23 protein-coding genes are annotated in these 23,299 nt (G+C 65.9%); 5 read left to right on the forward strand and 18 right to left on the reverse strand.

All coding sequences use genetic code 11. The features are described from left to right. Positions 1 to 53 precede the first annotated feature (53 nt). From efeB to AC5Y5O_RS09025, 4 genes are all read right to left on the reverse strand, one after another. Positions 54 to 1,367 (reverse strand): iron uptake transporter deferrochelatase/peroxidase subunit, encoded by a 1,314-nt coding sequence (gene efeB / locus AC5Y5O_RS09010; RefSeq protein ID WP_500024731.1) that lies wholly within the window; start codon positions 1,365 to 1,367, stop codon positions 54 to 56. A 2-nt stretch (positions 1,368 to 1,369) separates the two neighbouring features. After that, positions 1,370 to 2,584, reverse strand: coding sequence for an iron uptake system protein EfeO (efeO, locus tag AC5Y5O_RS09015; RefSeq protein ID WP_500024801.1), 1,215 nt, complete (start codon positions 2,582 to 2,584; stop codon positions 1,370 to 1,372). Positions 2,585 to 2,591: 7 nt separating this feature from the next. Next, positions 2,592 to 4,202, reverse strand: a complete 1,611-nt coding sequence (efeU, locus tag AC5Y5O_RS09020; RefSeq protein ID WP_500024803.1) for an iron uptake transporter permease EfeU — start codon at positions 4,200 to 4,202, stop codon at positions 2,592 to 2,594. A gap of 92 nt (positions 4,203 to 4,294) precedes the next feature. Next, the gene (locus AC5Y5O_RS09025; protein WP_096288296.1) at positions 4,295 to 5,128 is read right to left on the reverse strand and encodes a DUF3097 family protein; all 834 of its coding nucleotides are present in this window, start codon (positions 5,126 to 5,128) and stop codon (positions 4,295 to 4,297) included. Between the two features lie 193 nt (positions 5,129 to 5,321). Here AC5Y5O_RS09025 and AC5Y5O_RS09030 point away from each other — a divergent pair, with 193 nt between their 5' ends. Further along, positions 5,322 to 5,609, forward strand: a complete 288-nt coding sequence (locus tag AC5Y5O_RS09030) for a DUF3349 domain-containing protein (RefSeq protein ID WP_096288298.1) — start codon at positions 5,322 to 5,324, stop codon at positions 5,607 to 5,609. On the opposite strand, the gene AC5Y5O_RS09035 is transcribed toward AC5Y5O_RS09030, so the two are convergent. The 6 genes from AC5Y5O_RS09035 to AC5Y5O_RS09060 are packed head-to-tail and all read right to left on the reverse strand — an operon-like array spanning position 5,606 to position 11,743. Then, entirely contained in the window at positions 5,606 to 6,562 is a 957-nt protein-coding gene (locus AC5Y5O_RS09035) for a patatin-like phospholipase family protein (protein ID WP_096288299.1), read from the reverse strand. The two genes, AC5Y5O_RS09030 and AC5Y5O_RS09035, sit on opposite strands and share 4 nt — an antisense overlap. After that, a complete protein-coding gene (locus tag AC5Y5O_RS09040) occupies positions 6,559 to 7,629 on the reverse strand; it encodes an ABC transporter ATP-binding protein (RefSeq protein WP_096288301.1) in 1,071 nt (356 codons plus the stop codon). The genes AC5Y5O_RS09035 and AC5Y5O_RS09040 overlap by 4 nt, the downstream gene beginning before the upstream one ends. A 3-nt stretch (positions 7,630 to 7,632) precedes the next feature. Continuing rightward, the gene (locus tag AC5Y5O_RS09045; RefSeq protein ID WP_096288303.1) at positions 7,633 to 8,475 is read right to left on the reverse strand and encodes a carbohydrate ABC transporter permease; all 843 of its coding nucleotides are present in this window, start codon (positions 8,473 to 8,475) and stop codon (positions 7,633 to 7,635) included. Next, positions 8,462 to 9,424 carry a carbohydrate ABC transporter permease gene (locus AC5Y5O_RS09050; protein ID WP_096288305.1) on the reverse strand — a complete coding sequence of 321 codons (963 nt, stop codon included), beginning with the start codon at positions 9,422 to 9,424 and terminating at the stop codon, positions 8,462 to 8,464. The genes AC5Y5O_RS09045 and AC5Y5O_RS09050 overlap by 14 nt, the downstream gene beginning before the upstream one ends. Beyond that, positions 9,421 to 10,746 carry an ABC transporter substrate-binding protein gene (locus AC5Y5O_RS09055; protein ID WP_096288307.1) on the reverse strand — a complete coding sequence of 442 codons (1,326 nt, stop codon included), beginning with the start codon at positions 10,744 to 10,746 and terminating at the stop codon, positions 9,421 to 9,423. The genes AC5Y5O_RS09050 and AC5Y5O_RS09055 overlap by 4 nt, the downstream gene beginning before the upstream one ends. Continuing rightward, positions 10,736 to 11,743, reverse strand: a complete 1,008-nt coding sequence (locus AC5Y5O_RS09060; RefSeq protein ID WP_500024736.1) for a sigma-70 family RNA polymerase sigma factor — start codon at positions 11,741 to 11,743, stop codon at positions 10,736 to 10,738. The genes AC5Y5O_RS09055 and AC5Y5O_RS09060 overlap by 11 nt, the downstream gene beginning before the upstream one ends. A gap of 184 nt (positions 11,744 to 11,927) precedes the next feature. Between AC5Y5O_RS09060 and AC5Y5O_RS09065 the strand changes: the two genes are divergently transcribed. Next, positions 11,928 to 12,284 carry a DoxX family protein gene (locus AC5Y5O_RS09065; protein WP_096288311.1) on the forward strand — a complete coding sequence of 119 codons (357 nt, stop codon included), beginning with the start codon at positions 11,928 to 11,930 and terminating at the stop codon, positions 12,282 to 12,284. On the opposite strand, the gene AC5Y5O_RS09070 is transcribed toward AC5Y5O_RS09065, so the two are convergent. The 3 genes from AC5Y5O_RS09070 to pncA all read right to left on the reverse strand — a co-directional run bounded on the left by AC5Y5O_RS09070 (position 12,281) and on the right by pncA (position 14,443). Beyond that, a complete protein-coding gene (locus tag AC5Y5O_RS09070) occupies positions 12,281 to 12,925 on the reverse strand; it encodes a hypothetical protein (protein WP_165796414.1) in 645 nt (214 codons plus the stop codon). The two genes, AC5Y5O_RS09065 and AC5Y5O_RS09070, sit on opposite strands and share 4 nt — an antisense overlap. Before the next feature lie 157 nt (positions 12,926 to 13,082). Then, positions 13,083 to 13,883: a ketosteroid isomerase family protein gene (locus tag AC5Y5O_RS09075; RefSeq protein WP_096288313.1), complete on the reverse strand. Its 801-nt coding sequence runs from the start codon at positions 13,881 to 13,883 to the stop codon at positions 13,083 to 13,085. After that, positions 13,883 to 14,443, reverse strand: coding sequence for a pyrazinamidase PncA (gene pncA / locus AC5Y5O_RS09080; protein WP_500024739.1), 561 nt, complete (start codon positions 14,441 to 14,443; stop codon positions 13,883 to 13,885). Before pncA ends, AC5Y5O_RS09075 begins: the two co-directional genes overlap by 1 nt. A 72-nt stretch (positions 14,444 to 14,515) precedes the next feature. Between pncA and AC5Y5O_RS09085 the strand changes: the two genes are divergently transcribed. Continuing rightward, complete coding sequence (locus AC5Y5O_RS09085) at positions 14,516 to 15,532, forward strand: DoxX family protein (protein ID WP_096288317.1); 1,017 nt, start codon at positions 14,516 to 14,518, stop codon at positions 15,530 to 15,532. Positions 15,533 to 15,535: 3 nt separating this feature from the next. On the opposite strand, the gene AC5Y5O_RS09090 is transcribed toward AC5Y5O_RS09085, so the two are convergent. From AC5Y5O_RS09090 to AC5Y5O_RS09100, 3 genes are read right to left on the reverse strand one after another with little or no spacing between them, the layout of a single operon-like run. Next, entirely contained in the window at positions 15,536 to 15,997 is a 462-nt protein-coding gene (locus AC5Y5O_RS09090) for a gluconokinase (protein ID WP_243394142.1), read from the reverse strand. Positions 15,998 to 16,035: 38 nt separating this feature from the next. Next, positions 16,036 to 18,030, reverse strand: coding sequence for a DUF7064 domain-containing protein (locus AC5Y5O_RS09095; RefSeq protein WP_096288321.1), 1,995 nt, complete (start codon positions 18,028 to 18,030; stop codon positions 16,036 to 16,038). A 58-nt stretch (positions 18,031 to 18,088) separates the two neighbouring features. Further along, on the reverse strand, positions 18,089 to 19,594 hold the full coding sequence (locus AC5Y5O_RS09100) for a carboxylesterase/lipase family protein (protein WP_096288323.1): 1,506 nt from the start codon (positions 19,592 to 19,594) through the stop codon (positions 18,089 to 18,091). 78 nt (positions 19,595 to 19,672) lie between these two features. Between AC5Y5O_RS09100 and AC5Y5O_RS09105 the strand changes: the two genes are divergently transcribed. Beyond that, entirely contained in the window at positions 19,673 to 20,368 is a 696-nt protein-coding gene (locus tag AC5Y5O_RS09105; protein ID WP_500024742.1) for a hypothetical protein, read from the forward strand. Positions 20,369 to 20,411: 43 nt separating this feature from the next. On the opposite strand, the gene AC5Y5O_RS09110 is transcribed toward AC5Y5O_RS09105, so the two are convergent. Continuing rightward, positions 20,412 to 21,368 carry an SDR family NAD(P)-dependent oxidoreductase gene (locus AC5Y5O_RS09110; protein ID WP_500024744.1) on the reverse strand — a complete coding sequence of 319 codons (957 nt, stop codon included), beginning with the start codon at positions 21,366 to 21,368 and terminating at the stop codon, positions 20,412 to 20,414. Continuing rightward, positions 21,365 to 22,576, reverse strand: coding sequence for a cytochrome P450 (locus AC5Y5O_RS09115; protein ID WP_500024746.1), 1,212 nt, complete (start codon positions 22,574 to 22,576; stop codon positions 21,365 to 21,367). The genes AC5Y5O_RS09110 and AC5Y5O_RS09115 overlap by 4 nt, the downstream gene beginning before the upstream one ends. 93 nt (positions 22,577 to 22,669) lie before the next feature. On the opposite strand from AC5Y5O_RS09115, the gene AC5Y5O_RS09120 reads away from it, so the two are divergent. Next, positions 22,670 to 23,296, forward strand: a complete 627-nt coding sequence (locus AC5Y5O_RS09120) for a TetR/AcrR family transcriptional regulator (RefSeq protein ID WP_500024748.1) — start codon at positions 22,670 to 22,672, stop codon at positions 23,294 to 23,296. Positions 23,297 to 23,299: the final 3 nt, after the last annotated feature.

Consider the following 23,299-nt stretch of genomic DNA (forward strand, 5'->3'; position numbering starts at 1 on the left):
ATGCCCGAAACGCAACGGCGGTCGGCAGCTAGCCGCAGGCAGGCGAAATTTGCTTAGCCGAAAAGACTTTGCGCGATGTAGTGGCCTTCTGCCGGCGCGGGCGGCACTGCGAAGATAGCTGATCCGATGTGACGGATGTACTCGTTGAGCAGGTCGTTGGCGCCCAGCCGGTTCTGCAAACGAATAAAATCTTGGGGATCTTTTTGATACGAGACGAACAGCAGTCCGGCGTTCAGTTGGCCGTTGGGGTCCAGGCCGTCGGTGTAGTTGTACGAGCGGCGGCGGATCATGATCCCGTCGTTGTTTTCCCGGGCGGCCAAGCCGACGTGTGAGCGCGGATCGATCAGCGGTTCGCCGTCGGCGCCCTTGGCGGCGAAATTCGGCGTGTCGAATTCGGCCTTGCCGCTCAGCGGCGCTCCTTCCTGCTTGGTACGGCCGAAGATCTTCTGCTGGTTGCCGATCCGGTCGACGTCCCACGTCTCGAGCAGCATCCGGATCTTGCGCACCACCTGATAGGTGCCGCCGTTCATCCACGACTGGTCGCTGTTGTGGACCCAGACGAAACGTTCGTACTCTGCCTCGGTGGTGACGTTGCGGGTACCGTCCTTGAATCCCAACAGGTTTCGCGGGGTCTGCTGACCGGGGCCGGCCGAAGCTCGGCCGAAGCCCAGCACCGCCCAGAACGGCGAAGCGATAGTGCGCCCGATTCGGGCCAGATTACGCACCGCGTGGTAGCAGACCTGCGGGTCGTCGGCGCAGGCTTGCACCGACAGGTCGCCACCGTGCAGCCTCGGATCGAGGTTGTCCCCGTTGAGCGGCGGCAGATCAGTGAATACCGCCGGACGCCGCGCGGCAAGTCCGAACCGATCACCGAACAGCGACGGCCCCAATCCGATCGTGACGGTGAGGCTGGCGGGGCTCAGTCCGTAGGCCTCCCCGGTGTCGGCAGGAGGTTGCACCTCGACCTGGGGCGCAACCGTGCCGACGGGCTTACCCTGCTGCAGCACCGCCACCGCGGCCGACCAGCGCGCCAGCAACCCCTGGACATCGGCGCGAGCCGCGGCCGAAGCCAACGAGAACGACATGAAGACGGCGTAACGCTGTGGGAGCGTGGCGATTCCGCCCTGATGCAGCTGGCCGTAAAAGGGATAGCTACGGCGCATGTCAACGATGTCGTCCCCAGCATCCGACCCGCCGTGGTGGGCTGTCGCGGACGCATAGCCGGCGAACCCGCCACCGACGGCACCGATCGCGGTCCCGGTGAGACCGGCCAGCATCGCGCCGCCGAGCATCCGCCGCCGCGATACCGACGCGTCATCGGCCGGCGTCTCAACGCCGTCAGGTTCAGCCAGTTCGTCGTCAGCCATGATCAGTTGGCGGAGACCACTTTTTGAGCAACCATCGACAGGCTCTGGTGCAGCGGCTGAATCACCGCGGTCAGTTTCGGCGCATCGCTACCCTGCAGTACCGGGGTGTACGTTCGGTAGCCGCCCAGCGCGGCCGGGTCGCGGTAGCCGTCCAGCACACTGAGCACCGCACGGAACTGCTGATCGATCTGGCTGACCAAGTTGGCGTCGATCTTCTCCAAGCCCGGCCGAAGTGACGCGTAAGCCTGTTGGGCGCCTTCGACATTGCCCGAGAAGTCAACCAGGTCAATGTGACTGAATGCCTCTTCCTCACCGGTGATCTTGGTGTTCTGCACCTCTTCGATCAAATCACTTGCACCGTTGGCCAAATCTTCGGGCTTGTATTGCAAGCCGGCGACCACATCTTTCAATTTTCCTACGTTACCGACCAATTCGGTGCTCAACGCCTTGGTGCCGGGCGTGATCGCGTTGCCCTGCCACAGGTCGCGCTCGATGGCGTGGAAGCCCTTCCACCCGACCTTGGCGTCAACCGGAGTGGAGGCACGCATGTCGATCAGATAGTCCAGGCTGCCCGCGTTGTCGCCGACCGCGAAGCCCGGCAGGACGAAGCCTTCGACGCTGGATTCCGCGCGCTCATAGAACAGTCGGGCTTTGGCGTAGGCCGCCCTGGCGGCGTCGAGGTTTCCGGACTGGATGGCGGCGTCGAGTGCTTTCACTTGGTCATTGAGCTGGCCGATCTGAGTCACGATGTAGGTCGCGTAGTCCTTGGTGCCCTGACCCAGGATGCTTGCCACCGTGCCCGTCGGCCCGGCGGGCGCCTGACCGGTCACCGCCAGGGTTTGGTATTCCACACTCGCACCGGGGCAATACAGCTGATACGAGCCGCCGTCCAGAGTGACGGTGAACGACACCGGGTTCAATCCGGGTGCGAGGTTCTCCTTCTCGCCGACGATGCGCTGATCCCGGAGCAGCTCCATCTCGCTGATGCCCGGCGCGCTGGTGTTGACGACGGTGAAGGTCACCGGGCCGGCCGGCACGCTGGTGGTGTCCAGCGCGCAACCGTCTTTTCCGCCGCTGTTGGCCATCGTCACTTTGACAGCGTTCGTCCCGCCTGGTGGACTGGCTTGGCGAGACGGCGGGGAGCTCGCGGCTGGGCTCGAGTGGTTGCAGCCGGCCGCGGCCAACACCGTGATGGCGACCAAAGCCGGTGCGGTCAGCCGGAATTCACGAGACCGCGACCTTGCCCGGGCGGTGCGATTCGCTATCACTCGTTTTCCTCTCCTGTTGGCCTCGCGCGTCGCCGCGCATCGTGATTATGGCGCCAAGGGCACAGACCAGCGCGAAGCCGGCCAGTACCAACGGAAGCCAGACCCGCCATAACTGTCGCTCGGCGTGCTTCTGGGTGCCGGCGGCTAGTTGTGCGGCGGTCGACTGGTCTTCGGCGGCGGCGGTCGACCAGTCTGTTGGTAGCCCACCGAGACTGACGGTCTTGGCCCCGGTCAGCCCGCCGCCGGTCAAGATCGCCGTGCGGTTGCTCGTCGCTTGCGCACTGATCACGGAATCACCCTGCGTAAGAACGGCATACGCGGTATTCGTCGCCCATTGCCCCACAAACGGCCCCGGGGTGCGGCCGGGCGCGAGACCGACCGGCAGCCGGCCCCCCGCCATGTCTCGCAACTGATCCAGCGTGACGGCCGGCGCACCATCGGCCCCGGCGGGCTCGGAAGCCTGCCACGCCTGGACCGGTAAGCCGTCCACGGTTTGGTCGTCCGCCGGGATCAGCGGGATACTGCGGCCGGTCGGGGTGCCCTCGGCGGTGACAATCAATTCGCGTCCGTGCGGCCCGGTCGTGATCGACACCTGGGCGGTGTGCCCGGAGTGGTCGATGACGGTGCGCGTCCGCGCGCTCGGCGACGAGCTACCGGCGGGCGTCATCGTCGCCAGCACCGCCGCGATGATGACCAGGACCGCCGCGGCGGCCAGCTGTAGCCGGCAGCGGCTACGCGGCATTGCGGCCAGGCGCGCGGGCCACAGGAAGACGACGAGCACGGGCACCGCGTACAGCAGCCAGCCCAGCACCTCGATGAGGCGAGGGTCGGTGGGGATGCCGAACACGCCGGCGAGCAACGCGCCCAGCACGGACTGGCTCGGTACCCAGGACGAGAAGTCGAGCACCTGCTGCTGGCCGATGGTCACCCAGCCCGCCTCGTGTGCGGTGCGCAGTGCGCCCAGCACCAGCCCGGCGGCAATCAGCACCAGGAACACCCCGGTGATACGGAAGAAGCGGCCGAGATTGAGCTTCAGACCGCCGAAGTACAGACCGACACCCAGCACGATCGACGCCCCGAGTCCGACCACGCCGCCCAACACGGCGAACCACCGGTTGCCGTGCGACGTCTGTGCGGCCGCCAGCAGGAAGACCGATGTCTCGAAGCCCTCTTTGAGAACGGCGAGGAACGCCATCGCGACGAGCGCGAGCGCTCCGCCACGGTTGAGCGCCTGTTGGGCTTCGCGCTCGAGTTCGCCTTTGAGCCGCCTGGAGTTGCGGTTCATCCAGATGATCATCGAGGTCACGAACACCACGGCGATGGCGTTGATGACCGTCTCCATCATCTCCTGCTGGGCCTGTGGAAGCGTCGCCGAGAACAGATCCAGACCGACGCCGACCGCAATGCTGATCAGCACCGCTAAGGCCACGCCGGCAAACATCGGGCGGGTCGATTGCCTATTTCGCTTGAGGAAGGCCGCGACGATGCTCACGATGAGCGTCGCCTCCAGGCCTTCGCGCAGGCCGATGAGGAACGTGCCGAGGAAAACGCCGAATACGCCTTGCATGCGTCCGATTCCCATCCCGCGGATCGGGACCTTCGACTTAGCCTAACCTAACTTGATGTCGCGATTAAGAGCGCCGGCACTTCCCGCCCGCGTCAGCGACCGGGCTCGGTCACGAAGTCGATGAGTTCTTCGACTTTGCTGATCAGCGCGGGTTCCAGGTCGTTCCAGTCCCGCACCCGCGACCGGATGCGCTGCCACGCCCGGGCGATGTCGGCCTGGTTGGCGTGCGGCAAGCGAAGCGCCTGGCATACGCCGTGCTTCCATTCGAGGTGCCGCGGCACCTCGGGCCAGGCTGCCAGCCCGAGCCGTTGCGGCTTCACCGCCTGCCAGATGTCGACATACGGATGGCCGACGACCAGCGTGTCGGGCCCGCCGGGCCCCCGGCGCACCGCCTCGGCAATGCGTGCCTCTTTCGAGCCCGTGACGAGGTGATCGACGAGAACACCGAGCCGGCGCCCCGGACCGGGAGCGAACTCTGCCACGATCCCCACCAAATCGTCGACGCCACCGAGATGCTCGACGACGACACCTTCGATACGCAGGTCCTCACCCCAGACCTGCGCGATGAGTTCCGCGTCGTGACGGCCTTCGACGTAGATCCGGCTGGCACGCGCGACGCGGGCGCGAGCGCCCGGTACCGCGACGGATCCGGAGGCGGTACGGCTCGCGGCGGCCGGCGCCGCGCGGCGCGGCTCGGTGAGGATCACTGGACGCCCCTCCAGCAGGTATCCGGGCCCGAGCGGAAAGCCTCGGACGTGGCCATGCCGGTCTTCGAGGTCGATGCGTCCGTACTCGACCCGTACCACCGCACCGACGTAACCGGTCTCGACATCCTCGACAACAAGTCCCAGGTCGGCGGGGTGTTCGGTCGAACGCGGCTGGCGCCGACCGGCGGCCAGCACATCGGTTCCGTAGCGATCCATCACGCGGGCAATACTAGGAACGCTCGCGGCCGAAATCGGTGATCGGCGCGCCATGAGCGCCTGCCGACGGCCGTCAATGAAGCGGCAAGATCGGCGCGAAACCCGTAAGGACCGCGTTGTCTCACCCGCGAACCAGCGCTTAGCTGCTACGTTAATTAGGTGCGCCTTGCGCGCAGCAGTTGATGAGGTGGAAGCAATGGGGATTGCCGGCCTGGTGTCGAAGGCTGTCGCGTTTTTGCGCGCCGGCTATCCGACCGGTGCGCCGAAGCGCGGTTACGTGCCGCTGCTGGCGCTGCTGCGCCGCCGCGTCACCGATGACGAAATCACCACCATCACAAGTGAATTCATGACGCGTAAAGCAGGGCCGGTCAGCACCGTCGATGTCGGAGTCGCGATCTTTCGGATCACGAACGAGATTCCCTCGCTGGACGACATCGCGCGCGTCGAGCAAAGGCTCGATGCGATCGGGTGCGCACGGCGCTAACCCTGTGCGACCGGCCCGCCGCAGGCCGCCAAATAGTCGGCATAGTTCCAGGTCTTCAAAAACTCCTGGCCCGCGACCAATCCGCGCTGGTAGAGGGCGTCGCGCTGCGCGGCGGTGATGTCGAAGTCGATCGGGCTCACCTCGTCGGCGGGCACGAAGATGGTGCGTCGCACCGTGCATGGATCGTCGATGTAGGCGTTGTCCTGATTGCTTACCAGCGTCTCTATCGCCGCGATGCCCAACGACACCGGCCCGTGCACCGGATGCGTGGGCGCAATGCCCGGCCGTGCCGATAGCCGGATCCCGAACGTCGGCCACCGCGGCTGAGCCCGGTCGAACAGCTCCACCGGAAAACTCGACAACAAGCCGCCGTCGACCCAGGTCGCGCCGCCCACTCGGACCGGTTCGAACACGTAGGGAATAGCCGCCGACGCGTGCACCGCGCGTGCCACGGAGAAGTCGTTCGGGTCGATTCCGTAGGAGTCGAGGTCCCACGGTATGCGCACCAGCCGGCGCCGGGACAGGTCGCTGGCGGTGACGACCAGCGACCACGCGAATTGCTCGGGTTCTTCACCGGTGCGCAGGTCGCCGAAGGTCCGCACACCCAGGTCGGCCAGCAAGCCGGCGAGCAGGTGTTCGAGATAGGCGCCGCGGTAAACCCCATCCGATACCAGCAATGACAATCCCCCACCGATCAGCGGAACATGCCCGATCAGGTTGCGGTCCAGGAACTTTCGGTAGTCGAGCGAACGCATGATCTCGGCGAGCCAGCCGAGTGGCTCGCCCGCCGCCTGCAGCGCTGCCACCAGCGCTGCGACGATCGCGCCCGCGCTCGTCCCGGCCACGCGAGGGAACTGGTAGCCGGCCGCTGACAGCGCGTCCACCGCCCCCACCAGGCCGATACCCCGGACGCCGCCGCCCTCGCAAACCAGATCGACGGGCTGCGTACTCACGAGATCCGCTCGCCGTCGACCCCGAAGAAGTGCACATGCCCGGGTTCCGGATGCAACCGCACCCGGCTGCCCTTCTGTGGCGGATTGCGCCCATCGGCGCGCGCGACGACGTCCTGGTCGATTGCCTTCGCGGAGTCGGTGATCCGGCCGTACAGGTAGGCGTCGGCCCCGAGCTCCTCGACGACGTCGACCTCCATCTCGACACCGAGGCCGCCCAGCTCGAAGTGCTCCGGCCGGACACCGACGACGATCTCGCTCGCATTGTTGGCGATCTCACGCGGCAACTGGATCGGCCAATCCCCCAGCGAGACAGCGCTATCGACGATCGGCAGAGTGAACAGATTCATTGCCGGCGACCCGATGAATCCGGCCACAAACACGTTGGCCGGGTTGCGGTAGAGCTCGCGTGGCGCCGCGAATTGCTGCAGCACGCCGTCGCGCAGCACCGCCACGCGGTCCCCCATCGTCATGGCCTCGACCTGGTCGTGGGTGACGTAGACGGTCGTGGTCTGAAGCCGTCGCTGTAGGGCGGCGATCTGATTGCGGGTTTGCACCCGGAGTTTGGCATCGAGATTCGACAGCGGCTCGTCCATCAGGAACACGTGCGGGCGCCGCACGATCGCACGTCCCATCGCCACCCGCTGGCGTTGCCCGCCGGACAGGTCCTTGGGTTTGCGATCCAGATATGGTTCCAGATCAAGCAGTTTCGCCGCGGCGAGCACCCGGTCGGTGATTTCGGCCTTGGAGGTTTTCGCGATCTTCAACGCGAAACCCATATTCTGCGCGACCGTCATATGCGGGTACAACGCGTAGTTCTGGAACACCATCGCCACGTCGCGATCCTTGGGGTCGACATGGGTTACGTCGCGCTCACCGATGCGAACGCATCCGGCGTCCAGCGTTTCCAGTCCGGCGACCATCCGCAACGAAGTCGTCTTGCCGCATCCCGACGGCCCCACCAGAACGACGAACTCGCCGTCGCCGACAAACAGGTCGAGGCCGTCCAGGGCTGGGCGTTCCGCGCCCGGAAAGTGTCGTGTCGCCTGCTCCCAACTCACTGACGCCACGATTCACCCACCAAGCCCGGTCACGGCGATGCCGCGCACGAAGGAACGCTGCGCGACCGCATAGATGATCACCAGCGGCACCATGATGATGATCGAAGCAGCCATGATGATCGGCCAGCGGGCAACGTACTCGCCTCGCAGCCGTACCAGGCCGAGCGTCAGCGTGGCCAGGCTGTTGCGCTGAATCATCAACAGCGGCCACAAAAAGTCGTTCCAGACGTTGACCCAGGTGAGCACTGCGAGCACCATCACCGCGGGCCTGGCATGGGGCAACAGAATCCTCCAGTAGATCTGCCACGGCGTACAACCGTCGAGAATCGCGGCTTCCTCCAGATCGGCGGGCAGCGTTTGGAAGAACTGCCGCATCAGGTAGGTGCCGAACGCACTGCCGAACAGGCCGGGCACGATCATCGCCCAGGGTGTATCAACCCAGCCCGCCGTCCGCATCAGGATGAACTGCGGAATCACCGTCACGGTCAGCGGTACCATCAGCGTGCCCAGGTACAACACGAACAACGTGTCGCGACCACGGAATTGCAGTCGCGCGAAGGCATATCCGGCCAGCGAGCAGAAGAACACCTGTCCCGCGGTTACGCATCCGGCGTACAGCACGGTATTGAAAAACATTCGCCAGAACGGCATCACGTTGAACACCTCGACGTAGTTCGACCACCTCGGGTGGGACGGCAACAGCTTCGGCTCGCTGATCTCGCCCTCCCGCTTCAGCGAACCCGACACCGCCCAGGCGACCGGGAACAGCCAGCACCACGCGATGGTGACCAGCAGCGCGTAGACCACCACGGCGCGAAAAGCACTGCGCTTGAACACTCCCTCAGCTAAGGCCACGCGAAGCCTCCCACGATCGCCGATGCGTCAGCCGCAACTGCACCAGGGTCAATACGAGCAAAATCGCGAACATCACCCAGGCCAGCGCCGACGCGTACCCGAATTCCAGGAATGAGAAGGCGTGCTGGAACAGCATGATGCCCAGCACATACGTCGATGTCTCCGGGCCGCCATTGGAACCGTTGAGAACGTAGACCACGTCAAACGCCTGGAACGCGTGGATGATTGAGATGACGACGACGAACGACACCGACCCGCGGATTAGCGGCACCGTGATCGACCAGAACTGCCGGATCTCGCCGGCACCGTCGATTTTGGCTGCCTCGTAGACGGTTTGCGGCACGCCTTGCATCGCCGCCAGCAGAATGACGGTCGCGAACGGCACACTGCGCCACACGGCGACCACGCAGAGCGAGGCCATCGCCCAATTCGGGTCGACAAGCCACGGGACCGGACCGAGTCCCACCCAGCCGAGCATGATGTTGAGCAGCCCGTTGTCGGTGTTGAAGACGAACTGCCAGACGACCGCCAGCACCACCGAGGAGATCGCCAGGGGCATGAAGACGATTGTCCGAACGATGGCTATGCCCTTGACTTTCCGGTTCAGCACGGCCGCCACGATCAGACTGATGACGACCGTCGGTATGACTGTTCCGACAGTGAAGACGATGGTGTTGCGGATCGCGATGAGGAACAACGGGTCTGATGTGAAGAGTTCTTCGAAGTTCTTGAGGCCCACAAACTTCGGCGGCCTGAACACGTCCCACCGCTGAAAGCTCATGTACAGCGAGAACCCGAGCGGAAACAGCATGAACACCGCGACCGCGGCCAGGTTGGGCGCGACGAACACGCGTCCCGCCCAGGCTCGCCGCCGTGACGGATACGGCCCCTGCGGACGGCGTTTCGCGGCGACCGGGGTGAGCACGGCTGACCTGTTGACCGATGTCATGGGTTGCGCAGCACCTCATCAACTGCGACCGACAACCCGGTCAGCGATGTCGCGGGGCGCGAGCCACGCAGGACGGGTCCCATGTTGCGATCCATCAGCGCAACGACCTTTTCCCAAGCCGGGGTGACGGGCAGCGGTTCGGAATAAGCGGGTCCTTCGGTGAGCACCGAGAGGTTGCGAATCCTCTGGTGAGCCTTGGCGAAGCCGTCCGAGGCAAGCACGGATCGCAACACCGGCACGAACAGGCAGGATTGGGCGATGATCGCTTGACCCACGGGACCGCAGGCGAACTTGACGAATTGCCAGGCCTGGTCCTGATGTCGGCTGCTCGCCGAGACGGACAGTCCGGTGGTGCCGATGTTGGAGCAGGCGCTGTGCCCGCTGGGCAGCGATGGCCCCACCGGTAGGGGCGCGACGTCGAAATCCAATCCCTCGGCGCGAATAAAGGTCTGGTATCGCCAGTGACCGCCCAGCGCCATGGCCGCCCTGCCCGCGGCGAACAGATCTGGCGTCGACATCGATTGCACCTCGGACGCATTCGGTGCCACCTTGTGTTTGTTGGCGAGGTCGGCGTAGAACTGCACGGCCTCCATGAACGCCGGGTTGTCGAAATTGAAATGGGTCGGATTCCGAATCGGCGTCGACCACGGTACGCCGTTGTTCATCGCGAACAACCCGGCCGAGTAGTACGAGACAAAGGTGTTGACGAAACCCCACTGCGTGACGCGCCCCGATCCGTCCCGCTTGGTCAGGGCCTTGGCGGTGTCCAGGAATTCGGCGAACGTCCATGTCTTGTCCCACGACGCGGGCGGGGGCGCCACCCCGGCTTCGGCGAACAGCCGCCTGTTGTAAAACAAGAAGTTTCCCGACCACTGCTCGGGAAAAGCCGATTGCTGATCGTCGAACGTGAAGGTGTCATAGAGCGGCCCGACGCTGTCCGACTTGAGCTGGGCGGCGAAGGCTTTCTCGCGCGCCAATCGGTCGTTCAAGTCGAGCAACACGCCCCGGGCGGCCAATTCGGCATAGCTGAGGTCCCACGTCTGCAGCACATCCGGGCATTTGCCACCCGCGCAGAACGTGGACAACTGCTGCATTACTCCGGGCCCGGACCGCACCGCCCGAACCTTGATGTCGGGGTGGCGGCGCTCGAACTCGGCGACGACACGAAGGCGGGCGGCGGCCTCGTCCGGGTTGGCGGCGAAGAAGAACGTCAACGCGTCGTCGTCGGAAGCACACCCACCGGCCCACGGCGCCAGAGCCGCAGCCGTAAGCGCGCCGGCGCCCCGCATCAAGCTGCGCCGTCCGAACGGCTTATCGGGCATCGTGCTCCCGTTCTCGCCCCGTCGCCGACGCCCCCGCCGGCGGTGTCCCATGTCCTTGGTACCCGATGGGGCTGGGATATGTCTGAGCCGGCCACTGCGGCAGCGCGAGTTCGGCCCGCCGCGGACCGCCGTCGGCGGTGATGTCGATGGTGTGAATGCGGTTGTCGGCGCCGATGCCGAGCTGCAACAGAATCTGCGCGCGCCCGCGCGGCGCGATCACGATGCCCGGCGCCCCGTCGATCAGCATGACCACGCCGGCCCGCGCACGCCGTGCGAATCGACGCGTCTCCTCGGCGACCTCACGGGCCCCGCGAACCTGCACCGCCACGTCATCGGGAACCAACGCGCGATCGACCCTGCGCACGACATCGGGGGCCAGCAGCTCGAGCAACGTGGCGATATCACCGCCGCGGGATGCCGTCAGAAACGCTTCGACGATCTCAAGGTGCCCCGCGAGCAGGCGGGGTTGAGCGGGCCGGCCGCCGTGCAGTCGCGAACGGGCCCGACTCGCCAGTTTCTTCGCGGCGGCCGGTGACCGGCCCAGCACATCGCCGATCGTCTCGAACGGCACCGCGAACACGTCGTGCAGCACGAATGCGACACGCTGCGCGGGCGACAGGCGGTCCAGCACCACCAGCATCGCGGTGCCGACCGAGTCGGCCAGCAGCGCATCCTGGTCCGCAGGCGCCGAAGCAATGGGTGTCAGCCGGTCGAATTCGTGGGCGTCGGCCAGCGGCTGCTCGGCGCGGCGCTTTCGCGCGCGCAGCTGGTCGAACGCCTCATGCGCGGTGATCGTGGTGAACCAACCGGTCAGGTTGCCGATATCGCCGACGCCGTGGGCCCGGCTGGCCTTCAGCCACGCGGACTGCACCGCGTCGTCGGCATCCGCGGTCGAGCCGAGCAGCCGAAACGCCACCGCCCGCAGGTGCTGACGATCGGCGTCGAACCGCTGCGCCAGATCGTCGAGGTCCACCGGATCTTCGGCTGTCGCATTCATGGGTCACCTTTTCCGCACGGGAGTCGTCAAGAAGATGACCGCATCGATCGAGCTCTTTGCACCCAGGAGACCAGCACCATGACCCTACCGATTGTGCGCCGCGGCGCGCACCGCGGCCACTGGGCTCGCCGCAGCGGAAATAGCTGCACCACAAGGGTTTGAACGAAGGAAGGACCTGATTGGCATGCACATCGCTTACCTGGTGATCACCGTGATCACCGTGATCGCCACCGGCGGGATCGCCGTCGCCGACCTCATCCCGGCGAACTTCGTGTTGGCGAACTCCGCCGAGGTCGGCGTGCCTCGTTCGTGGCTACCGGCGTTGGCGTTGACGAAGCTGGCCGGGGCCGTCGGACTGGTCGCCGGGCTGGTCGGTCTGCCGGCGTTAGGTATCGCGGCCGCGGCCGGCCTGGTCCTGTTCTTCATCGGGGCGGTGCTGACTCACGTCAGGGCACACGTCCTGTACAACATCGCCTTTCCGGGCGCGTTCCTGTGCCTGTCCGCAGCGTCACTGGCGCTGCTGGTGAGTCGGCGCTACTAACTGGTCATGCGGGTCTTGACCGCGTCGTCCTGCTTCTTGGCCACGTCCATCACGAAGTCCTGCGGCGCGGCGTCGTTGGGTCCGCTGTCGAACTCCAGGTCGACGATGACCTTGCCCTCGGAGAACACCACGTAGGTCACCGATTTGGTGTTATCGGGCGACGGCCCGACCACGATGACTCCGTTGGTCCCCACCGCGAACGGCTGCGGGGCACCGGTGACGTATTTGCCCAGGGAGGCCGGGCGGTCCTTGGCGCCTTGGGCGGCCGACGCCGGGTCGGTAAACACGACGAGGAGATCGGTGATCGTGTGAGTCTTGGAGGTGTTGCTGAAGGTCACCGCCACCCCGGCCACGCCGCCCGGGTTCTGCTCCGGCGGACCCAAAGTCGTGTCGGCGCCGATGTCGGCGGCCGAGATCAGCAGGTTGGAGTAGTCGGCCAGCGGCGCGGTCCCCGACGGCGCCGCACTCGAAGCGGATGAGGACGCGGCCGAACTCGACGATGCCGCCGAGGTCGACGAGGACGTCGACGAGGACGAGGACGAGGACGAGGAAGATGACTTTTCGTCTTTGCCACAGGCTGTCGTGACGGTCAGCAAGGCGGTGACCGCCACCCCAACGCCGACGGTTCGTATCACACTCATCGCTTGCCTCCGTTTCATGACAGCTATTTCTACGGCACCTATCAGGTTCTCGGCAATACATGCAGCCATGCGGTACGCAGGGCCGAACGAGTCGCGGTGACCCGCAAACTCCGCCGTCGTTGCGGGCGGTGCTCGCAGCAAGCCGATCGGGGAACGCTCAGGCCGGAAAATAGCGGATGTGATCGATCGCTTTACCGCGCCGGCCCAGGTCGGCGAACATGATGGCGCGCCCATGAGCCGAATTGATCGACACGGTGACCGTGGACCCGGCACCGATCATCTTGGTCCAGTTCCCGCCCGCGAGTTCCGCTGCGAGTTCGGCGATGTCGAGCGGGTCATTGTCACCTAAAGTGATTGCGGCAGCAGGTGATAGCGCGTGAGCCGCAGCCAAGATATCGCCGCGCGAAACAGCGCCGAGAAATGTCTGCACCAGCCTCTTGTGCCGGGCACCCGGCCGGCGAAAGCCGGCCATGAAGCCCGCAGTTCCGGGCAGCCCTTGATTGTGGAGCAGATCTCGCGACAGTGCCACCGCGGGCGACACCGCCGACGATCCGGTCCGCAGGAACTGCAGCATCATCGCCGGTAGCTCCCAATACGCGCGCAGATGAGCAATCTGCCATTGGCCGTTCGCTTCTCGCAGGTCGTAACGGAGGAACGCTGGTATGTACATCGTGACGGCCGCACCCATCGACACCTCGAGTTCGAGGTCGCGCAGCACGACGGTGCCGAAGACGATGTCGAGGTCGCGATGGAACTTGATCACGCGCGGACCGATGAAAGTGTCGTAGAAGTTCCCTATCTGGACCCGACCCAGATGCGGTCGCGAGCCGACCGGGTCTTCGATACGGCCGTCCTCGGTGAACAACCCCACCCATCCGGCGCGGTCGTGCGCGGCGGCCGCCCGGGGGGAACGCTCGACCGCGGCCAGGAGCGACTCGCGGTCCAGTGGCACCACCATCAGATGCCCTTGACCAATTCGATTCCGGCACTTCGCATCTCGACCAGTGCTTGCGCTGCCGAACTCGGCGACACGGCCGCGGTCAGGTCGAGCAGCACCCGGGTGCTCAAACCGTTGCGCGCCGCGTCCTCGGCGGTTCGCCGGACGCAGTGGTCGGTGGCAATGCCGACGATGTCGACCTCGTCGACGCCGCGCTGCCGCAGCCACTCGAGGAGCGATGTCCCGCTCTCGTCGGCACCCTCGAAGCCGCTGTAGGCCGCCGCGCGGGCACCCTTGCGAAAGACCGCCTCGATCGGCCGGGTGTCGAGGTCGGGACGAAATTCCACTCCCGGACTTCCGGCAACGCAGTGCGGCGGCCAGGACGACGAGTAGTCGGGGTGGTCGGAGAAATGGCCGCCCGGGTCGATATGGAAATCCTTGGTGGCCACCACGTGTTGGTAGCCGGGCTTGCGGGCCAGATAGTCGTTGATGGCACCGGCCACTTCAGCGCCGCCGCGCACGGGCAGCGAGCCGCCCGCGCAAAAGTCGTTTTGCACGTCGACGATGATCAACGCTCGCACGCGCTCCACCATATCGCCGTCAACTGTCGCCGAGTCGGTTTGTTTGCCGACTCCTCGGGTACACCCCCTGCCATGGTGATCCGCAGAATCGCACGTCCCCTCTTGTCGGTTGCCTTTATCGGCCAAGGAGTTGAATCCCTGCTTAATCCCAAAGCTGCGGCCGAGGCCGCAGCCCCCGCGGTGGATGGCCTGCAGGCGTTGCCGGACCAGGTGGCCCGCAGTATGCCCAACGACCCCCAAACGTTCGCCCAGATAACCGCCGGTGTTCAGATCGGCGGCGGGCTGCTGCTGGCCACCGGGAAAATGCCGCGCGTCGCGTCGGCCGTACTCGCCCTCACGGTGCTGCCGGCCAATTTCGGCTCCTACTCGTTCTGGAACGAGAGCGATCCGCAGCGCAAAGCGGAGCGACGCCGCGAGTTCCTGAAAGACTTGAGCCTGCTGGGTGGGCTGATGATCGCGTCCGCCGACACCGCCGGCAAGCCATCGCTGGGATGGCGTGGCCGCAAGGCAGCCGAGCGCCTTTCCGACCGGGTGTCCTCGGTGCTGCCCGGGTCCGACGACGCATTGTTCGACGCCGACTTCGCCGAGCTCGGCGAAAAGATCGCGCACGGCCTGCATGTCGGTGCCGAACGCGGTCGCGAACTGGCCAGCACGGCCGCCGAACGAAGCGCCCCATACGCCGAGGCCGCCCTCGACCGCGGTCGTGAACTGGCCAATACCGCTGCCGAGCGCGGCGCGCCGTACGCCGAGCTCGCCTTGGATCGCGGTCGCGAACTGGCCAGCGCGGCGGCCGAACGCGCCGAGCCGCTGGCCAAGAAGGCACGCAAGCGCGGTGAGCAGCTCGCCGACGAGGTGGCCGAGCGGGCCGAAAAGGCGCGCAAGCGCAGCGAAAAGCTGGCGGAAGAGGCCGCCGAGAAGGCCGGACCGCTGGCGAAGAAGGCGCGCAAGCGCAGCGAGAAGCTGGCCAAGAAGGCTCGAGTGCGTGGCGAAGACTTCGCCGAAACCGCACGCACGCACGGCAACCAGTTGGCCGACGCGGCGCGCGACCGAGTCGGCGGGCAGGTCAAGACCCGCCGTCGTCCCTGGTAGCGGCTAGCACGCCAAGAAGGTGTCGACGATTGCGTCGACACCCCGATCGATGTCGACGGTGACCCCGGGCTCGTCGGCCCCCAGCGGTTCCAAGGTGTCGAATTGTGATTGCAGCAGTGCGGCCGGCATGAAGTGGTCCGACCTGGCCGCCAGTCGCGCGCCGATCAGCTCCGGGGAGCCGCTCAGATACAGGAACTCCACGCCCGGCCAGTGTGCCCGCAACTGGTCTCGGTAGCTGCGTTTGAGAGCCGAGCAACTCGCCACCCCACCCGCACGGTGATCGGCCAACCACTCCCCGACGCGCTCCAGCCACGGACCGCGATCCTGGTCGGTCAGCGGTTGCCCGGCGGTCATCTTGGCCACGTTGGCCGGTGTATGGAGACTGTCGGCGTCGACGAAGGGTACCCGCAACCGCTGGGCGAGCGCGCGACCCACCGTCGACTTGCCCGACCCGGACACACCCATCACCACGATGGTCGACGCCGCGGCGGTCGGCACCGCGCCTAGGTCTGTCGCTCGAGGTTGCGGTTCCATTCCATCCAGCCGACGCCGCTGCGGCCGTCCGCGGTCTCGATGCTGACCCAGGCGCGGGCGAACTCACTGACTTGTCCGTCGGGGCCGGTTAGCAGCACCGGGGCGTGGCCGTGGATGTCGACGTCGCCGCGCAGGCCGCCGGGGTCCAGACTCAAGGTCATTTTAAGCGGTAACCCGTTGTCGCCGAATGCTCTTGGGTTCGTCACGGTGTGCAGTTCGGTGACGTTACGGTCGGCGTCCTGGATGTAACCGATACCCACCGGCGGAACATTCGGGATGTTGATGTCCAACCCGTGCAGGTGCGTGCCGTCGCCGAGGTGCAGCGCACTCCACATCCAGTCCATGCTCCACCAGTCGCGGACACCCCACGAGTGATCACGCTGTCCGGCAACGGAATCCATCCGATAGGTGGTGCCCTCGACGGTGACGGTTCCCGTTACGGTGCAAGGGATTTCGTAGCGTGTCGTCACCCGGTACTTGTATGGGGCACCGTCGGTGGTCCACACCAGATCCATTGTCACGTCGACGGGTGTTCCCGGTTCGCCGCGCAATATCGCCGACGGGTCCGCGTAGGACTGTCCCTTCGCCCGCACGTCGACCCGGTAGGTCTGCAGTGGCGCGCTGGCGGCGTGGCTGATTTCGAAGGCGTCGGTGCGCAGCACCCACGGGTCTTCGGGCAGCGGAACTTCGTAATCGAGCACCGCGACGGTCGGCAGGTCCGGTCCGCACAGCAGCACCTGAACCCAGGCGGCCCGCTGGTTGGCGACCAGGCCGATGCGGAACCAGCCGCCGAATCCCTGTGCCGCATCCACGAAGTCGGCATACCAGCTCTCGCTCCACAGCGGCTCGTCGGTCGGCACATGCGCAAGTTCGTCGTCATCGGTTGGCCGCAGCGGTTCGGGCGCGACCGCATTGGGCAGCGTCGCCAGCGCGTCGGTATCGAGCACATGATCGCAGTGCCGCGCCAGCATCGTCATGAACATCTGGTCGCCGCGCTCGGTGCGTTCCACCAGCATCGACGACACGATGGCCATCATCACGCCGAAAAAGCTTTGCCTCCGAACCCCTTCGGTGACCTCGGCAAGCGTGATCGGCACTTGGGGACCGAGCGCCTCGTGGTAAGCCCGCAGCAACGCGCCGTAGTGTGTTCGACGATCCTGCGTGCACAATGCGCAGCCGAGGAAGTAGGCCAGGTCGGTAAACGGCGCACCCCAGGAGACGGTCTGCCAGTCCACGACGGTCAGCGCGCGGTCGGCTCCCTCGGCGCCGAACAACAGGTTGTCCAGCCGATAGTCGCCGTGCACCAGGCCCAGGATCCGGTTTCGTTCCGTTTCGGCGGCCAGATAGGCATCGAACGCTCCGACCAGGCGTTCGCACACCATGCGGTGCGCCGGCGCGATCTGGTCGCCGTAGCGGTCGAGGAACCCGGCATAGAGCGGGGCGATCATGGCCTGGTTGAGCGGAGCATGCCGATTGAGCCAGGGCGCGTCGGCCAGCGACGTATCGCCGAGTAGCGGGCCGTGCAGCCGCCCCAACTCAACGACCGCGATGGTGGCCTGTTCGATTGTGGCACCGGCGATTTCGTTGCCGACAACTGCCGGAACGGCGTCGCCGAGCAGCAGATCGAAGACACCGGTCGAGGTGTCGATCGCGGCGTGATAGCACGGTGCGACAGGCCCGCCGAGGCGTGGCGCGATATCGCTGTAGAAGCGGACTTCTCGCTCGTAGAGGCCCAGCGCCAACCCGGTTTGCCGACTGATCGGATCGCTGGCCGCGACCTTCAACACCACCGACTCCGGTCCCGCGGCCCCATCCGCGTAGCGCAGCCGCACCCGGTAGCACTCACTCATCTGGCCGGTCCCGATGCGTTCGGTCTCGAAGTCGGCGACCTCGCCGGCTCCGATCGCGGCGGTCAACCACGAAGCGGTGAGATCACTGGGTCGTTCGACTGGCTGGGTCTGCATTGACGTCCTTTGGCCGAATTTCGCTGACGGGTTCAGCGTGCCACGTCAGCGTGCCAGGTCACTGCGCCAATGAGAAGCCTGCCCACGCCATCCGGCGATGCGGGTGCGGATCGAATTCGACACGGCTCTTGCGGTCGAACACCATCACGGCGCGGTCGTCAACCGTGTAGGCGGGCCAGTCCTCACCCGGCACCCCGTCGCGACTGAATGCTCGCCAACGGCGCTGCACCTGGTTGCTGACCCGAATTGCGGCGCGCTGATCGGCCGCCGCGGTCAAGAACGCGCCGAGCCGGGTTCGATAGAAGTCGAAAACGGCCAACAACTCGGTGGCATGGGTCGCACCCAACCCCGACCAGCGCAGCATCCGCGGAGCGTAGTCGTAGCGATACAGATACGTCGGGGCGTGATGACTGTGCGCCTCGGCGAGCTGCCAGGCCGCCGAGCTGAACGCGAAGTCCCCGCCCAGCTGGATGCATGCCGAGGATGACGGGTAACCGGGGTATGCGGCCATAATGCGTTCGCGGGCAACCGGTTCCAGGTCTGCCAGCAACTCCTCGATCATCGACTCATTGGTCGGCAACATCTTGAGGAACCTGGTGAACAGCCGGCCTTCCTCGGCGTTGGTGCCCACGATCAGCGGGACCCGATGCGCCCGACCGTTCTCCATCGCCACGACGGGGTCTTCGGGCAGGCAGTCGTCGCCGATCACCGGACCGATCGGGAAGGCGCCCAGCCTGTTCTCCATGCCCTGGTCGATCAGCCGGTGTTGGGTCTCGACGAGTTGCGCCGGGGATGCCTGCATCAGCGCGTTGGCGGCGTCCTCGGGACGCGCGCCCAGCAACTCGGCGAACCTCGTCGCGAACTGGGCCGAAATCTCCTTCGACCGAACCAGACCCGACGCCGGGCTTTCGGCAATCGCCTGCGCGAACAGGCCCTCGGCCGCCGGCACCGCCAACAACGTGGCGGCGATACAGGCACCGGCGCTTTCGCCGAAGATGGTGACGTTGCCGGGATCGCCGCCGAATCCCGCGATGTTCTCCCGAATCCACTGCAGCGCCATCACCAGGTCGCGCAGATACAGATTGCTGTCGATGGTGGTGTCGGCGGTCGACAACGACGACAGGTCAAGACATCCCAGCGCACCCAGCCGGTAGTTGACCGATACGTACACACAGCCGCGGCGGACCATCGCCGCGCCGTCGTAGAGCGGGACCGCGGAGCTGCCCAGGATGTATCCGCCGCCGTGAATGAAGACCATGACCGGTAACGGTCCGTCGTGGCCCGACTCCGGCGCAACGACGTTGAGCGTGAGGCAATCCTCGCTCATCGGCTGATATCGGCCGACACCCAGCATGGTGTAGCGGCGCTGCTGGGGCGCGCAGTTGGTGAAACCGTGGCAATGACGGACGCCCGACCAGGCCTGCGCCGGCTGCGGCGCCCGCAACCGCAGCCGTCCGACCGGCGGCCGGGCATAGGGAATGGAACGCCAACGGTTGACGCCGTCACGGGTGAAGCCTTCGACGATGCCGTTGGCGGTGCGTGCGCGGATAGTGCGCTCGTGCATACGCCGACGGTAGCCGACACTACGTATACGGGGCGCGCGTAGCGGCTAAATCCACGGTGTGACGGATAGCCTGTCGGCATGCGAATGGCCGTCTGGGTCACACTCTCGGTGCTGATTGCCGCCGGATGCTCGCACGGCGGCGGGGGTCAATCGGCACCCAGGCAGGCGCCGAACACCACCGCGGTGTCGGGTTTCTCCCCCACCAGCACGGTCTCACCCGGGAGTAAACCGCCGGGGCCGTCGGCCCCGCCAGCGGCCGGCGCGCCGATCTCGGCTGTCATCACCTGGATCGAGGCAGGTCATCCTGCCGATCCGGCCCGATATCACGCGGTCGTCCGCGACGGTGTCACCACCCAGCTCGGAACCGACGTCGCGTTCAGCGTCCCGGCCGCCAAGCTCGACTGCACGACGGATTCCGCGCACACCGGCGCCGCGCTGACCTGCCTGGTCGATCTGTCCAGTCCGCCGCCCCGCCCGGACACCGCCTACGGCGAATGGAAAGGCGGCTGGGTCACCTTCGACGGGGCGAACCTGCAGATCGGGGCGGCCCGCGCCGACCCGGGGCCGTTCGTCTACGGCAACGGGCCCGAATTGGCGGGCGGGGACACATTGTCCTATGACGACTATCGCTGCCGCGCCGACCCGGCCGGCCTGTTTTGTGTGAACTACGCCCGCCAGTCGGCCGTAAGGTTCAGCAGCGCCGGAATCCAGCAGTTCGGCTGTCTGCGGTCGGTGCCGCCGCCCGACGGCATCGGCGTTGCGTTCAGCTGCTGAGGACTTTGTTGCACCCCCGCGGCGACCAGCGCCGCCAGTGCGGTTACTCGGCCATGATCATGGCGAAGAGCTCGGCCATCTCTTCGGCGGGTCCGCCGGGCACCGTGTAGCCGGCTTCGTCGCGGATTTGCCCCAGGTTGTCCCGCACCTCTTCGATTGACAGTGCGGGACTGTAGAAGCCCTTGGTCCGCCCGATGAAGAATTGCGAAACATGGCCTGCGCCAACGGTATAGACCTCGCCCGACACCGGACAATCGCGATGGGTCAGGAAAGCCGCCACCGGAGCAACCAGGGCCGGATCCAGCTTCTTGAGGTATTGGTTCGTCAGGTCGTCCAACACGGCTCGCGCCGCGGCGTCGGCCGGGGGCGCGGCACCGTCGATCGAGTGCGTCAGCATCCGCGTGTAGGCGATCGGGGCGACCGCGTTGACCTTAATGTCGCGGCCGGCACCTTCGGCGGCCAACACGCGGGTAAAACCGAGCAGCCCGGTCTTGGCCGAGCCGTAGTTGCTCATTCCGACATTGCCCAGGATGCCGGCTGCCGAAGTGGTGTTGAGGATCCGGCCATATCCCTGCTCGCGCATCGCCTTCCATGCCGGTCGCGTCACGTGAAACGCACCCCGCAAATGCACGTCCAGCAGCGGCTCGAAGCGCTCGGCGGTCATGTCCTCGAACGGCGCATCCCGAACGATTCCGGCATTGTTGATCACGATATCGACACGACCCCATGTGCTCAGGGCGGTGTCGATAATCGCTTGTCCCCCTTCGGCGCTGGTCACGCTGTGCGTGTCCGCGACGGCCTGACCGCCCAGCTCGCGAATCTCGCGTGCGGCAGCGTCCGCCACTCGGTTGCTCGAGCCATCCCCCGTCACCGAGCCACCGACGTCGTTGACGACGACTCGCGCACCCCGAGAGGCCAGCAGCAGCGCGTACTGCTTGCCCAGGCCGCCGCCGGCGCCGGTGATGACGGCGACCTGATCGTCGAACCTCAGCTCGTTCACCAACTGACCGGCAGTTCCTTCATGCCGTAGATGTCCGCTTCTTTGAACTTCAGCTTGTCCACAGAGACCGCCAATTTGAGGCCGGGCAGTCGCCGTGCCAACGTGGCGAACGCGACCTGCATCTCGACACGGGCCAGATTCTGGCCGATGCACTGATGCGCGCCGTAACCAAACCCCAAGTGCCCATGGGTATTCCGTTCGGGGTCAAAGCGTTCAGGGTTGTCGACGAACTCGGCGTCCCAGTTTCCGGCGGGTATGTTCATCAAGACCATGTCACCGGCCCGGATCATCTGACCGCCGAGAACGAAGTCTTCGGTCGCCACCCGGTCCACCTGGCTGTGCACGATGCTGAGATACCGCATCAACTCTTCGACGATGTTGGCGATGACGGAATGGTCGTCGGTACGGCCCAGACGTTGGTAAACCTCCGGATGCTCGAGCAGCGCAACCGTTCCCAGCGAGATCATATTCGCGCTGGTTTCGTGACCGGCAAGCATCATCACCACGCCGTTCATCGCCGCCGTCTCGCGGGTGAGCTGGCCCGTCGCGACGTAGTCGGTGACAAGGCGGCTGATCATGTCGTCGCCGGGATCGTGCGTCCGGCGTTCCACCAAATCCTGTATGTAGACGTACATCTCGGCGAAGGCCTGTGCCCTGACGTCATCGGGTGTGGCGACCTCGAGCCCCAGCGTCGAGTTGCGCTGGAACAGTTCCAGGTCTTCGGGCGGCACGCCCAGCAACAGCGCTATAACCAGCGACGGGATGGGCAGCGCGAAGTCGCTGACCAGGTCGGCGGGCGGCCCGTTGCCGATCATCTGTTCGATGAATCCGTCGACCGTTTCCTGGATCTGCGGCCGCATCGACTCGCAACGCCGAAAGGTGAAGTCGCGCACCAACATCCGGCGCAGCCGATTGTGTTCGGGATCGTCGATGCGCGCGAACATCACCGGCACGGTGCGGTCCGGGCTCTCGGGCTTCAGCGAGGCGGGGATGGTATCAGCGGACAGGCGCGGGTCGAGCAGCGCCGCCCTGATGTCGCGATAGCGGCTCACCACCCAGGCCGGTCGGCCGTGATACATCGCCTTGCGCAGTCCGGGCTCGTCGCGCCAGTTGACGAACTCGGCCGGCGGGTGTAGCGGGCAGTGCGTCGCACGTTGAACGGGTATGACGGGAAGGCTGGATTCGGAGGTTTCGAAAGCGATTGACATTAGCCGCGTTTCCCCATAAGTGTCAGTTGGCTGCCATTTGCCTCAGCGTAGGACCTAGCGGACTGGCAGTCAACGGGAAGTTAAGCTGTGAGAATGACGGCGGTTGCCGACCGAACCTTGCGCGCGGACGCGGCTCGCAACGTCGAGCGGATCCTGCGAGCCGCCCGGGACGTTTACAGCGAGCTGGGACCCGACGCGCCGGTGGAGGCGGTCGCACGCCGGGCCGGAGTCGGCGAACGAACGCTCTATCGCCGGTTTCCCGCAAAGGCCGACCTGGTGCGGGCGGCACTGGATCAGGGCATAGCCGAAGACCTGATGCCCGTCATCGCCGACGCCCGCAAGTGCGAGGACGCATTGCGCGGCCTCACCCAGCTCTTCGAAGCAACGATTGCGCTGGGCTCGCGGGAGCAGAACCTGTTGATCGCCGCGCAACGAGCGGGATCGCTGAGTGCCGACATGTCCGACTCGCTGAGCGAAGCGCTCAACGAGCTGGTACGGCGCGGTCAGCGGGACGGCGTGATCCGCGCCGAGCTGGTAGCCGCGGACCTGTTGCGCCTGATCGGAATGCTGTACAGCGTGCTGTCGACGATGGAGCCGTTCAGCGATGGTTGGCGGCGCTACGTGGCGCTGATGCTCGACGCGATATCGACCGGTGAACGACGGCCGCTTCCGCCGGCGGCCACTTTCCGCGCAATCGACCCGGACAACTGGCCGCTGTAACGG

The sequence above is a fragment of the Mycobacterium sp. NGS40 genome, assembly GCF_059812735.1.

Excerpts from the sequence above, each read along its gene's own strand:
- AC5Y5O_RS09055 (WP_096288307.1), bottom strand. The coding sequence starts at position 10,746 with ATGCCCGATAAGCCGTTCGGACGGCGCAGCTTGATGCGGGGCGCCGGC.
- AC5Y5O_RS09070 (WP_165796414.1), bottom strand. The coding sequence starts at position 12,925 with ATGAGTGTGATACGAACCGTCGGCGTTGGGGTGGCGGTCACCGCCTTG.
- AC5Y5O_RS09095 (WP_096288321.1), bottom strand. The coding sequence starts at position 18,030 with ATGCAGACCCAGCCAGTCGAACGACCCAGTGATCTCACCGCTTCGTGG.
- AC5Y5O_RS09105 (WP_500024742.1), top strand. The coding sequence starts at position 19,673 with ATGCGAATGGCCGTCTGGGTCACACTCTCGGTGCTGATTGCCGCCGGA.
- AC5Y5O_RS09120 (WP_500024748.1), top strand. The coding sequence starts at position 22,670 with ATGACGGCGGTTGCCGACCGAACCTTGCGCGCGGACGCGGCTCGCAAC.
- AC5Y5O_RS09065 (WP_096288311.1), top strand. The coding sequence starts at position 11,928 with ATGCACATCGCTTACCTGGTGATCACCGTGATCACCGTGATCGCCACC.
- efeU (WP_500024803.1), bottom strand. The coding sequence starts at position 4,202 with ATGCAAGGCGTATTCGGCGTTTTCCTCGGCACGTTCCTCATCGGCCTG.
- efeB (WP_500024731.1), bottom strand. The coding sequence starts at position 1,367 with ATGGCTGACGACGAACTGGCTGAACCTGACGGCGTTGAGACGCCGGCC.
- AC5Y5O_RS09050 (WP_096288305.1), bottom strand. The coding sequence starts at position 9,424 with ATGACATCGGTCAACAGGTCAGCCGTGCTCACCCCGGTCGCCGCGAAA.
- AC5Y5O_RS09030 (WP_096288298.1), top strand. The coding sequence starts at position 5,322 with ATGGGGATTGCCGGCCTGGTGTCGAAGGCTGTCGCGTTTTTGCGCGCC.
- AC5Y5O_RS09085 (WP_096288317.1), top strand. The coding sequence starts at position 14,516 with ATGGTGATCCGCAGAATCGCACGTCCCCTCTTGTCGGTTGCCTTTATC.
- AC5Y5O_RS09090 (WP_243394142.1), bottom strand. The coding sequence starts at position 15,997 with ATGGGTGTGTCCGGGTCGGGCAAGTCGACGGTGGGTCGCGCGCTCGCC.
- AC5Y5O_RS09100 (WP_096288323.1), bottom strand. The coding sequence starts at position 19,594 with ATGCACGAGCGCACTATCCGCGCACGCACCGCCAACGGCATCGTCGAA.
- AC5Y5O_RS09060 (WP_500024736.1), bottom strand. The coding sequence starts at position 11,743 with ATGAATGCGACAGCCGAAGATCCGGTGGACCTCGACGATCTGGCGCAG.
- AC5Y5O_RS09115 (WP_500024746.1), bottom strand. The coding sequence starts at position 22,576 with ATGTCAATCGCTTTCGAAACCTCCGAATCCAGCCTTCCCGTCATACCC.
- AC5Y5O_RS09075 (WP_096288313.1), bottom strand. The coding sequence starts at position 13,883 with ATGGTGGTGCCACTGGACCGCGAGTCGCTCCTGGCCGCGGTCGAGCGT.